Below are 11675 nucleotides of genomic sequence, written 5' to 3' on the forward strand. Positions count from 1 at the left end.
CATCAGTTCACGCGCTTGGCCGGCATGTCCTGCCCTTCCTGGCGCAATACCAGCTGCTCGGTCTTGCCGCTGGCATCCTTGCTGAAACGCACTTCCGCATCGACTTCATTCGAGAAGAAAGCCGTCTCGCTCATGGGCAGCATGGCCAGCTTGCGGAAACCCGTCACCTGGGCAAAGAATTTATCGCCTTCGCGCGTCACTTCCAGGTACACCTCGGGCGCCAGCGCATACCTGCCCACGTAGCCATCGAATTGCGCATGCGTCATGGTCACCACGGTGCGGGCCGGCTCGACGGCGCTGGCGCGCTCGTGCACCGACTTCGACTCGCCGCCATCGTTGAGGACCAGCTGCGCTTCGCCCTTCGGGCCCCGCTCGAACTCGGCCGTCGTCAGCGTGTTTTCAATCAGGAAACCATTGGGCGAATACGCCAGCATGCGCTGCGCCGGACGGCCCGTGCGCTGCAGCAGCAAGTTGCCCTCGAAGTTGCGGATCGTGTAGCCGGCCTTGTCGTTGATCGCGTACACGCCCGCATAGGCGTCCAGGATGGCCGGCTTGAGCGTAATGACCTTGATCTCGGGATACGGCCGGCCCACGGCGATGGCGGCCGCCTTGCGCGCCACCACGTCAGGATCGACCAGGCCCGTGTCCGAGTTTTCCAGCACGGCCACGTAGACTTTTTCCTTCGGCAAACGCATCGCATACGTGGCAAAACCATTGATGCCGCCGCTATGATGGATGACGGGCGTGTTTTGCCAGGTGCCCACCTTCCAGCCAAAGCCGGAACGCGTCGCCTTGCCATCGGTCAGCTTGGCCTGCGTGAACGCCTGCAGCCAGGTGGACGCCTTGAGCAGCTTGCCGTCCGAGATGGCCGCATCCCAGCGCGCCAGGTCGTCCACGGTGGAAACGAGCGCGCCGGCCGCATACGGCTGCGTCATGCTCAGGGGCAGGTTCGGCACATACGCCTCGCCCGAACGGATATGCCCGGCCGCGCGCTTGGCAGGCTGGCGCTCATGGCCTTCATAGGCCGTATCGTTCATGCCCAGCGGCACGAAGATCTGCTGCTCCACAAACGTGGCATACGGCTGGCCCGATGCCTTCTCGATGATGGCGCCCAGCAGGAAATAGCCGGAGCTGCTGTAACTCCACTGCGTGCCCGGTTCAAAGTCGAGCGGATCGTTCTTGAAGAAATCGATCATCTGCGCCACGCTCAAGTCTTTCGTGCTGTTGGGCACAAATTCCGGCTTCCTCGTGTAGTCATGAATGCCAGACGTGTGCGCGAGCAACTGTTCGATCGTGATTTTCTTGCCGTGGGTGGGATAGTCGGGCAGGAATTTCGTGATGTCATCGGTAACGGCCAGCTTGCCCTGGTCGGCCAGCAACAGGATGGCGACGGCCGTGAATTGCTTGGAAATCGACCCCAAGCGCAGCGACATGTCCGGCGTCAGCGGTGTGCCTTCCTGCACGCTGGCCAGGCCATACGCCTTACGCAGCAGCGGCTGGCCATCCTTGACGACGATCACGACGGCACCAGGCTCGCCGGACTTGTAATAGGGCGCGATGCTGGCGTCGATTTGCGCGGCCAGCGCTTGCTGCTGCTGGCTCAGGGGCACTGGCTGGCCTGCCCAGCCGGCTGGCGCTTGCAACAGGATCAAGGTGGCGAGACAGATGCTGGAAACTTTAAACATGCGGATCACTTTCACAAGAAGGATAAACAAGCTTGGTCGCCCCCTGGCGGCAGCTATCGGGATGACATGTTTTGCTTTAGGAAATATTTCCAAATAGCTCATTCAGCCTAACAGACGTGACCTGCGCAATTCTCCCCATTTGTCACATTAATAATTCATGCTTGCCCAAGGCTATGCATTTCGGGATACCTGTCGTATGCTCGAACCACTGCTTTACGACAATCGCAAAGGATGCATCATTCTCACGCTCGATACCTGTGGCAAACGCCTGGCCCTGTGGGCCATCCGCGCCTACCAGCGTTACCTGTCGCCATGGAAAGGTTTTTCCTGCGCCTATCGCGTGCTCATGGGGCGCGACAGCTGTTCCGCCTACGGCTACAAGGTCATCGCGCGCCATGGCTTGCGTGCGGGCCTGCCCCTGCTGCAACGCCGCTTGCGCGCCTGCGGCGAACGGCATCGCCAGCACCTCGCGCTGCATCCGCAGGCACGGCGCAGCGCACGCCGCCAGGCACAGGCGGGGTATTGCGACTGCGACGTGCCCCTGTTCGACTGCGCCTGCGACTGCGCCGACGTGGCCAGCCTGGCTGATTGCTCCCGGCCGGGTCGCGGCAAGAACCCGACGTGGTTCCGCAACGACTATACAGCCAGTGCCGCACTGAAACGGCAGCAGGAAGAACACCGCAAGAAGATACGGCAGGGACAGACCCCGGAAAGCTGAGATTCATACTTACAAATGAAATATTCATTCATGAAATGAATAATACCCATTATCACTATGAATTGGCTGGAAACAGGTCTGCGGCCTATACTCGGGCCGTCTCCCCTACTCTGCTTCCCATGCACACCCTGCTCAGCCCGCATACATCGCGGGCTTTTTGTTCCCGGCAATTGCCACCCTGTCTTTCCACCCTTACCGATCACCAAGTGCGTGTTTCCCCGCCAGCCCAGCCCCAAACCGGGAGTACGGCATGATCGTGCGCGAGCGTCCTTCGGCGCTACGGCTGTTCCTCGTCGTGCGCGGCTCCGTCCTGCCGCGCATCCGCACCACGCTGATCGTCAACACCCTGATCGCCACCCTCGTCACCTGGTGCCACGGCACCTTGTTCGACCACAAGGTGATCCTCACCACCATCCCGTTTACCCTGATCGGTTTGCCGCTAGCCATCTTCCTGGGCTTTCGCAACACGGCCGCCTATGACCGCTACTGGGAAGCGCGCAAGCTGTGGGGCGAACTGGTTTTGCGCAGCCGTAATTTCTCGCGCCAGTGCCAGACGATGATACGCAGCGACACGCCGGCCCACGCCAGACTGGGCCTGGAAGACGTGCGCGTGCGCATGATTTACCGCACCATCGCCTTTTGCCATGCGCTGCGCCACCAGCTGCGCGACACGCGCGGACCGGCCGACTTGCAGCCGCTGCTGCGCCCGGCAGAATGGGAAGCGGCATGCAAGGCGGCGAACCCGTCCGACTACCTGATGCTGCAGATGGGCCACGACCTGGCCGACTGCGTCCGGCAAGGCCGCATCGACAGCGTCCTCACCGCACAGATCGATAACACGGTCTCGGCCATGGTCGCGGCGGGCGCTTCGTGCGAACGCATCCGCAGCACGCCGATCCCGTTCTCGTATTCGCTGCTGCTGCACCGCACGGCTTATCTGTACTGTTTCCTGCTGCCTTTCGGCCTCGTCGATTCGCTCGGTTTCATGACGCCGTTCGTCGTCGCCATCGTCGCCTACACCTTCTTTGGCCTCGATGCGCTGGGCGACGAGATCGAGGAACCGTTCGGCGAAGACGCCAACGACCTGCCCCTGTCCGCCATGTGCCGCGCCATCGACATCAGCCTGCGCGAATCCCTGCAGGATGAGAACGTGCCGCCGCCCATGCAAGCCGTCGATTTTCTGCTGCACTAAGCTTGACCTTACCATTGGGGTAAGGCTTACAGTGGACACACTTAACCATTCAAGGAGTGCTTGCCATGTACCAGTTACAAGTTGAAAACATGAGCTGCGGCCATTGCGTCGGCTCGGTCACGAAAGCGGTGCAAGCCATCGATCCGCAAGCCCAGGTGCAGATCGACCTGGCCAGCAAGCGCGTCACGGTGGAATCGCCCGCCGAACTGGGGGCCATCAGCGCGGCCATCGTGGAGGCGGGCTTTCCCGTTACCAGCGCGCAATAAACCACACGCACACAAAATAGCCGGCCTTTGCGCCGGCTGTTTTTTTATCCGTCCAGTTCGGGGTAATTGCGGAAGATGCCGTCCTGGTTAAATGGGATTCTGCGCTTCGAGCGCAGGTAACGGGCAATGTTCGGCCGCGCCGCCACGGCATCGTGCAAGTCGGACAAGGCGGGATATTCGGGCGCAAGACGCGCCATGGCTTGGGGAAACGAATACTGCAGGCCCGCCAGCATCTGGAACAGCGACAGGTCGCCATACGTGAGTCTGGCGCCCACCAGATACTGGCCGCGGCTGCCATTGTTCAGCAACACTTGCGTGAAATAATCGAGAAACTTGGGCAAGCGTGCTTCTCGGAAATCCGCGCTGCGCAGCAGGGCCGCTTCTTTTTGCTCTTCGTAATATTGATTCATCGACAGCGGATGGTGCGTGTCGTGCACTTCCGTCAGCCAGTCGGCCATCGTCAGTTGCAGCTGGTTCAGCCACAAACGACCGCTTTCCGCGCGCGGCGCCAGCCCCAGGCGCCGGCCCAGGTAGAACAGGATATTCGTCGTCTGGCCGATCAGCATCTCGCCATCGCGCAGCAGGGGCGGCGCGTAGGCGGCCTGTGGCGTGCTGTCGCCGTCGAGGCAGGCCAGCATCGCGGGCATGCCTTGCCCCTTGCGCTCAGGCAAACGGGCGACGTCGCGGTAGTCAGCGCCCGCCTCTTCCAGGGCCAGCCGGATGAATTCGCCGCGCCCCTGTATCGTGGGCCAATAGTATAGTTCATACGCCATACGCCACCTCCATTGACTTACATCAAGGGCAACATGCTTTCGCTTCCTTGTCACCGGCCAGTCCCAGGCTTTGCAGGATGGGACAATCGGGCTTGTCGTCGCCATGGCACGATTGCGCCAGGTGGGCCAAGGTATCGCGCATTTCCGTCAGTTCGGCGATGCGCTGGTTCAAGTCTGCCACGTGGGCCAGCGCGATACCTTTTACGTCCGCGCTGGCGCGCTGGTCGTTTTGCCACAGGGACAGCAGTTCGCGGATTTGCTCCAGCGAAAAACCCAGGCCCCGCCCGCGCTTGATGAAACGCAGGGCGTGCAAATCGTTCGGCGTGTAAATGCGGTAACCGGCGTCGCTGCGCGCGCTGGGTTTTAACAAAGTAATGCTTTCATAGTAGCGTATCATTTTTGCCGATACGCCCGTTTCGCTTGCCGCCTGGCCGATATTCATCCTATGACTCCTTGGTATGCGCACTGCGGGCTTTCCAGCGGCGCAGCAACAGGGCATTACTGATCACGCTGACCGAACTGAAGGCCATCGCCGCGCCCGCCACCATGGGGTTGAGCAGGCCAAAGGCCGCCAGCGGAATGCCGATCAGGTTGTAAATGAAGGCCCAGAACAGATTCTGCCGTATCTTGCTGTAGGTGCGGCGCGAGATATCGATGGCGTCCGCCACCAGGGCCGGATCACCGCGCATCAGGGTAATGCCGGCCGCATGCATGGCCACGTCCGTGCCCGTCGACATGGCGATGCCCACGTCGGCGGCCGCCAGCGCGGGCGCATCGTTGATGCCGTCGCCCACCATGGCCACCTTCGCGCCGTCGCCTTTCAGCGCGACAATTTTAGCGGTTTTATCGGCCGGCAGCATTTTCGCCGCCACCGTGTCGATGCCCAGCAGCTTGCCGACGGCGTCCGCGCTGCCCTGGTTGTCCCCGGTCAGCATCACCGTCTGGATGCCCAGGCTATGCAAGTGGGCAATGGCGGCCTGCGCATTCGGCTTGACCTGGTCGGAAAAGGCGAACAAGCCCAGCAGTTCCGTTCCCGATGCCAGCCAAGAAATCGTGTTGCCCGTGTTTTCCAGCGACAAGGCCTGTTCCGCCAACGGCGCCATGTCCACGCTCAACTCCTGCATCAGCCGCGTGCTGCCCAGTTTCAACTCCAGGCCATCGACGTGGGCCGCCAGGCCGCGGCCCGGCAAGGCCGACAGGGCCGTCGCGGGCAAGGGCTCGATATGACGCGCGCTGGCCGCATCGAGCACGGCCGTCGCCAGGCTGTGTTCACTGCCGCGCTGGATGCTGGCCGCCAGCTGCAACAGGCGTGCATCGTCGATGCCGTGCGCATGCAGGGCCGCCAGGGCTGGTTTGCCGATGGTCAAGGTGCCCGTCTTGTCGAACACGACGGTATTGACGGCGTGCGCCACTTCCAGCGCTTCCGCATCCTTGATCAGAATGCCGTAACGGGCAGCCACACCCGTGCCGGCCATGATGGCCGTCGGCGTGGCCAGGCCCAGCGCGCAGGGGCAGGCGATGACCAGCACGGCCACGGCATTGATGATGGCGTTCTCCAACTCTCCGGTAGCGAACCACCAGCCCAGCATGGTCAGCAGCGCCAGCACCAGCACCACGGGAACGAAGATCGCGCTGACCTTGTCGACCAGGTGCTGGATCGGCGCCTTGGCCGCCTGCGCGTCTTCCACCAGGCGGATGATGCGCGACAAGGTCGTCTCGCCGCCCACGGCCTGCGTGCGCACGAGCAACAAGCCATCGGCATTGATGGCGCCGCCCGTGACCTTGTCACCCGGATGCTTATCAACCGGCAAGCTTTCGCCCGTGATCAGGGATTCATTGATCTGGCTGGCGCCCTCCACCACCACGCCATCGACGGCCACCCGCTCGCCGGGACGGATCACCACCAGGTCGCCCACTTTCACCTGTTCCACGGGCAAGTCGATCTCGATGCCGTCGCGGCGCACGCGGGCCGATTCCGGACGCAAGACTTGCAGCGCACGGATGGCCGAAGCCGTTTGGCGCTTGGCGCGGCTTTCCAGCCATTTGCCCAGCAGCACCAGGGTGATGACGACGGCCGATGCTTCAAAATACAGGTGCGGCAGCATTTCGCCCGCCGTCAGCCACTGGTAGACGGACAAGCCATACGCCGCGCTCGTGCCCAGCGCCACCAGCAGATCCATGTTGCCGCTGCCGGCGCGGGCCGCCTTCCAGCCCGCCTTGTAGAAACGCGCGCCAAAGTAAAACTGCACGGGCGTTGCCAGCGCGAATTGCAGCCAGCCTGGCAGCATCAGATGAATGCCGGCCCACTCGAGCAGCATCGGCAGCATCAATGGGAAGGCCAGCACGGCCGCGAACGCCACTTTCATGCCGTCGCGGTTGGGCGCGGCAGCGGGCGCGCTGGCCTGGCTGGCGGCGGGAGCCTTGGCTGCATAGCCGGCCTTGTCGATGGCGGCGATCAGGGCGCCTGCTTCCACGCCGCCCGTCACCTTGATGCGCGCGCTTTCCGTGGCCAGGTTGACGCTGGCCACGAGCACGCCAGGCACTTTCAGCAGGGCTTTTTCCACCCGGCCCACGCAAGAGGCGCACGTCATGCCGGCGATGTTCAGGTCGATTTCGCGCTGCGCCACCGTGTAGCCGGCCTTTTCCACGGCCGCCTGCAAGGTGGCCAGGGGAATCGGCGTGTCGGAACTGATTTTGGCCACTTCGGTGGCCAGGTTGACGCTGGCCTGGGTCACGCCGGGCACGGCGGCCAGGGCCTTTTCCACGCGGCCAACGCACGAGGCGCAGCTCATGCCTTCGATGGCCAGCGCCTGCGCGTGCGCGGCGGCGGGAGGAGTAGCGGCGGGAGCGAGTGCACTCTGGTTCATGGCAGATCCTGTACGAAAGATTGACTAATAGGGTCAGGATCTGCTATCCAACGATGGGAAGGTCAAGCCCTATTTGCAAGGAAAACAGGGCTTGCCTGAAAGACTTAACGCACTACGCAGTCGATGGCGGCAGGCTTGGTGGCGCCGGCAGGACCGCCGCCGCTTGAGGGCGATGGCAAAAAGGCCGGCGGCAGCGTGAACTGCAGGCCTGGATTGACGGGCAACAGGACGGGAGGTTGCCGGAAGTTGGGCGTGTAGCCAAACTGGCCCGGGGCAAAGTTCTGCGTGCCCACTGGATTCGTCACATGAATCATTCCATCGATCACGTGCACATACAGGCCGGGAGCCATTCCCTGCCCTGCCGATGGCGGCGCCGTCGGCAGCGGCGCCGAAGGAGCGACATAGCTGGCAATAAACGTCGTGCCGCGAATGCCGATGGTGGCGGCCGGCGTTTTCATCTCGAAGCGCTCCTTGTTGCGCTTGCCCAGCAATCCCGTGACGGAGCGCAAGCCCCCCTTGAGCAAGCTGAAGATGGCGTGGTCGCCGTCGGGCTGCTCGGCCGTGTAGCTGAATTGTTCGATCACGAAACTGGTATTCGGTTTCAAAGTAATTTCGCTATTGTCGATCAGCTTGATCAAGGCATAGGTTTCCTTTTCCGTCAGCAAGGTATCCCCCTGCTCGACTTCGGACTTGATGGCCAGGATTTTCACCTTGCCATCGGCCTTCTTGACCATCAGGGGGCCGCTCAATTGCATCACCGTGCCGGCCACTTGCCCGGCCCAGGCGTGCGCACCCACGCACATCAGGACCAGCCACAACAAGGCCTTAATTGCAGTACATTTTTTTGGCGGGATCATCGAATTTGTATCCTGTTGGTTTATCTGTGGCATCGGCAACATCCTTGCTGTCTTTTTTCTTGTCATCCGGCTTGGCCGACGGCGTGGAAGCGAGCGGGTCGTTGGCGCGGTCGGCCTGCTTGATGATGCGCAAGGCATCATCGATGGCCGCGCTCGTGGCGGGGTCAATCACGGGCGGGTCGATGGTAGTTGCTGGCAGGAAGATGGCGTCCGCCATGCTCACCGCGCCATTCGGCGCCAGCAGTGTCGCGCCGCTGCGCTGGCGGTTCACGCGCACGCCCGAGTCGCCCGTGATGCTGCCCGTTTTCGCCAGCACGCTCATGCTGCCCGTCGCCGGCAAGGTGACGCTGGCCGTGTCCGCAAAGCGTACGCTGGCGCCCGCGCTGGCGCTGAAATTGCCGCCGCTAACGATCTTCGCATTGCCGCCGACACTGATGTCACGACCCGCCGTCACGCTGACATCGCGCGCCGCCGCCAGCTGTGCCCCATCGCCCAGCAGCACGTCCGTGCTGGCATTGAGCGCGATGTCATTGCCCGCGACCTTGCCGCTGACGGTGACTGGGCTGTGCGCTGTCACGCTGACGTTGCCGCCATTCGCATTGATATTGCCGGCCGCGACGCCGCCCGTGTTGTCGATGGTGATATTGCCTGCACCCGTGACGAGCGTTCCCAGGGTCAAGGTGCCGGGCGCCGAGGTATTGTTCAGCGCAATGCCGCCCCCTGCGCTATTGCTGGCGGTAAAACTGCCCACCTGGTTGCCAGCATTGCCCAGCACGATGCCATCGCGCGCTTGCGCAACCACGCTGCCGGCAAGCAGCGCGCCGTCCTGGGCGATGGCGCCGTTCAAGGCGCTCAGCTGTACAGTGTTCGCCGCCACGCTGGCGAAGCGCAAGTCGCCAGCCGCTTGGGTGATGGCCAACTGGCCCGCCAGCCGGATGGCGCCGGCAGTCTGATTAAAACTGTTGACGACGAGCAGGTTACCGCTGCCGCTCAGCACCCCGCCGCCTTGCGCATAGCGGTCCGCCGACAGGCTGCCGTTCAGCAGCAAGCTGCCGCCGTTGATTTCCAGACCAGCCAGGCCGCCCAGCACGGAGCGGTCCAACGCGCTTTCACCGAGGGTCAAGCTGCCGCCCGTCAACAGCAAACCCGTCGCCGAGTTCAGGTTCTTCAGAATGGTGCTGCCAGCCGCCGCGCTGTAAGTGACGATGCCCTTGCTATTGCTAAAATCGACAGCCAGCACGTTCGCGCCTTCCGGCACCACGCCGCCATCCCAGTTGGCGGCATCGCTCCACAAGCCGTTGCCGCTGCCGATCCAGGTGGACAATTGTTTTTGTGCAATCGATGCCTGCGCCGTGCCGCCCGTCGTTTCCAGGGTGTAGTTGCCCGCATCGGCACCCGCCAGGCGGAAGCCGCTGGCCGTCACCAATTTTTCGGCACCCGCATTCTTGTCGGCAAAGCTGCCGCTGCCGCCCACCACGCTGACCACATCCTGGCCCAGCACGCCGTTCGCCGACGCGCTGACGACAGCGCTGGTCGTGCCGTCATACACCTTGCCGGCCGCGCTCAAGCCTGCCAGGGTCAGGCTGGCTGGCGTGATGCTGGCCAGCAAGCCCGTCGGCAAGACGATAAAGTAATTGCCCGCATCGGCACCCGTCAGCGCCGCGCCGCTCACTTGCACGGCCTTGCCCGCCCCCACGTTCTTGTCCGCAAAGTTGGCCACTGCCGAGGCGATCAAGCTGTCGCCAGCGACACGGTCATCGCCCAGACTCAGCTGCGCGCCCGTCGTGCCATCGTAGACCTTGCTGCCCGCCACGCCGGACAGGTTCAGCGCACGCGCGCCGATATCGGCCGTGGTGCTGCCCGCATTGGCGCCCAGCACATAGTTGCCCGCATCGCCGCCGCTCAGCGCCACATTTGTAACGTTGACGGCCTTGCCGGCACCTACGTTCTTGTTGCCAAATGCCGCATTTCCGCTCACGCTCAAGGCATCGCCCTGAATACGGTCATCGCCAAAGCTGACCTGTGCGCCTGTCGTGCCGTCGTAGGTCTTGTTGACGCCGTTAAAGCTCACGTTCAAGGTACGCACTGCGATGTCGGCCGTGGTGCTGCCTGCATTGCTGTTCAGCACGTAGTTGCCGGCGTCGCTACCGCTCATGCCCACATTGCTTACATTGACAGCCTTGCCGTTGCCTGCGTTTTTGTTGCCGAACGCAGCATTGCCCGCCACCGTCAGGGTGTCGCCTTGAACACGGTCATCGCCAAAGTTAACTTGCGCGCTCGTCGTGCCGTCGTAGGTCTTGTTGACGCCGTTAAAGCTAACGTTCAAAGTACGCGCTGCGATGTCGGCCGTGGTGCTGCCTGCATTGCTGCTCAACACGTAGTTGCCGGCGTCAGTACCGCTCACGCCAACGTTGCTTACATTGACAGCCTTGCCGTTGCCTGCGTTTTTGTTGCCGAACGCAGCATTGCCCGCCACCGTCAGGGTGTCGCCTTGAACACGGTCATCGCCAAAGTTAACTTGCGCGCCCGTCGTGCCGTCGTAGGTCTTGTTGACGCCGTTAAAGCTCACGTTCAAAGTACGCGCTGCGATGTCGGCCGTGGTACTGCCGATGTTGGTGCCCAGCACATAGTTGCCCGCATCGCCGCCGCTCACACCCACGTTCGTGACGTTGACGGCCTTGCCGGTACCGGCGTTTTTGTTGCCAAACACAGCGTTACCCGCCACCGTCAGAGTGTCGCCTTGAACACGGTCATCGCCAAAGTTCACTTGCGCGCCCGTCGTGCCGTCGTAGGTCTTGTTGACGCCATTAAAGCTCACGTTCAAGGTGCGTGCCGCGATGTCGGCCGTGGTGCTGCCCGCATTGGCGTTCAACACATAGTTACCTGCATCGCCGCCGCTCAATGCCACGTTCATGACGTTGATGGCCTTGCCGGCACCGGCGTTTTTGTTGCCAAACGCCGCATTGCCCGCCACCGTCAGGGTGTCGCCTTGAACACGGTCATCGCCAAAGTTCACTTGCGCGCCCGTCGTGCCGTCGTAGGTCTTGTTGATGCCGTTAAAGCTCACGTTCAAGGTACGCACTGCGATGTCGGCCGTGGTGCTGCCTGCATTGCTGCTCAGCACATAGTTGCCGGCGTCAGTACCGCTCACGCCCACGTTTGTCACGGTGACGGTTTTTCCCGCATCTGCATTCTTGTTGCCAAACGCCGCATTGCCCGCCACCGTCAGGGCATCGCCCTGAACACGGTCATCGCCAAAACTCACTTGCGCGCCCGTCGTGCCGTCGTAGGTCTTGTTGACGCCGTTAAAGCTCACG

9 protein-coding genes are annotated in these 11675 nt (G+C 62.6%); 3 read left to right on the plus strand and 6 right to left on the minus strand.

Annotation, left to right across the window (positions count from 1 at the left end; translation table 11 throughout):
• Positions 1-2: 2 nt before the first annotated feature.
• The gene (locus VM94_RS24135) at positions 3-1685 is read right to left on the minus strand and encodes a serine hydrolase (RefSeq protein ID WP_046686230.1); all 1683 of its coding nucleotides are present in this window, start codon (positions 1683-1685) and stop codon (positions 3-5) included.
• 196 nt (positions 1686-1881) lie between these two features.
• Here VM94_RS24135 and yidD point away from each other — a divergent pair, with 196 nt between their 5' ends.
• The 3 genes from yidD to VM94_RS24150 all read left to right on the plus strand — a co-directional run bounded on the left by yidD (position 1882) and on the right by VM94_RS24150 (position 3861).
• On the plus strand, positions 1882-2403 hold the full coding sequence (gene yidD / locus VM94_RS27505) for a membrane protein insertion efficiency factor YidD (protein WP_052755927.1): 522 nt from the start codon (positions 1882-1884) through the stop codon (positions 2401-2403).
• A gap of 250 nt (positions 2404-2653) precedes the next feature.
• Positions 2654-3595 carry a bestrophin family protein gene (locus tag VM94_RS24145; protein ID WP_046685782.1) on the plus strand — a complete coding sequence of 314 codons (942 nt, stop codon included), beginning with the start codon at positions 2654-2656 and terminating at the stop codon, positions 3593-3595.
• A 65-nt stretch (positions 3596-3660) separates the two neighbouring features.
• Positions 3661-3861 carry a heavy-metal-associated domain-containing protein gene (locus tag VM94_RS24150; protein WP_034750458.1) on the plus strand — a complete coding sequence of 67 codons (201 nt, stop codon included), beginning with the start codon at positions 3661-3663 and terminating at the stop codon, positions 3859-3861.
• 44 nt (positions 3862-3905) lie between these two features.
• On the opposite strand, the gene VM94_RS24155 is transcribed toward VM94_RS24150, so the two are convergent.
• The 5 genes from VM94_RS24155 to VM94_RS27510 all read right to left on the minus strand — a co-directional run.
• Entirely contained in the window at positions 3906-4634 is a 729-nt protein-coding gene (locus tag VM94_RS24155) for a glutathione S-transferase (protein WP_046685783.1), read from the minus strand.
• A 22-nt stretch (positions 4635-4656) separates the two neighbouring features.
• Positions 4657-5076 (minus strand): Cu(I)-responsive transcriptional regulator, encoded by a 420-nt coding sequence (cueR, locus tag VM94_RS24160; protein ID WP_034750463.1) that lies wholly within the window; start codon positions 5074-5076, stop codon positions 4657-4659.
• A gap of 1 nt (position 5077) precedes the next feature.
• A complete protein-coding gene (locus VM94_RS24165; protein WP_046685784.1) occupies positions 5078-7501 on the minus strand; it encodes a heavy metal translocating P-type ATPase in 2424 nt (807 codons plus the stop codon).
• A 104-nt stretch (positions 7502-7605) separates the two neighbouring features.
• Entirely contained in the window at positions 7606-8322 is a 717-nt protein-coding gene (locus tag VM94_RS24170) for a FecR family protein (protein ID WP_313902982.1), read from the minus strand.
• Positions 8323-8326: 4 nt separating this feature from the next.
• Positions 8327-11675 (minus strand): YDG domain-containing protein (locus tag VM94_RS27510; protein WP_235433009.1); only part of this gene is annotated, 3349 nt, incomplete at its 5' end.

It is taken from the genome of Janthinobacterium sp. KBS0711 (assembly GCF_000988085.1).
GTDB lineage: Bacteria > Pseudomonadota > Gammaproteobacteria > Burkholderiales > Burkholderiaceae_D > Janthinobacterium > Janthinobacterium lividum_E.

Bases quoted from the DNA above. Each gene is read 5' to 3' on its own strand.
- VM94_RS24135 (WP_046686230.1), bottom strand. From the start codon at position 1,685: ATGTTTAAAGTTTCCAGCATCTGTCTCGCCACCTTGATCCTGTTGCAA.
- yidD (WP_052755927.1), top strand. From the start codon at position 1,882: ATGCTCGAACCACTGCTTTACGACAATCGCAAAGGATGCATCATTCTC.
- VM94_RS24145 (WP_046685782.1), top strand. From the start codon at position 2,654: ATGATCGTGCGCGAGCGTCCTTCGGCGCTACGGCTGTTCCTCGTCGTG.
- VM94_RS24150 (WP_034750458.1), top strand. From the start codon at position 3,661: ATGTACCAGTTACAAGTTGAAAACATGAGCTGCGGCCATTGCGTCGGC.
- VM94_RS24155 (WP_046685783.1), bottom strand. From the start codon at position 4,634: ATGGCGTATGAACTATACTATTGGCCCACGATACAGGGGCGCGGCGAA.
- cueR (WP_034750463.1), bottom strand. From the start codon at position 5,076: ATGAATATCGGCCAGGCGGCAAGCGAAACGGGCGTATCGGCAAAAATG.
- VM94_RS24165 (WP_046685784.1), bottom strand. From the start codon at position 7,501: ATGAACCAGAGTGCACTCGCTCCCGCCGCTACTCCTCCCGCCGCCGCG.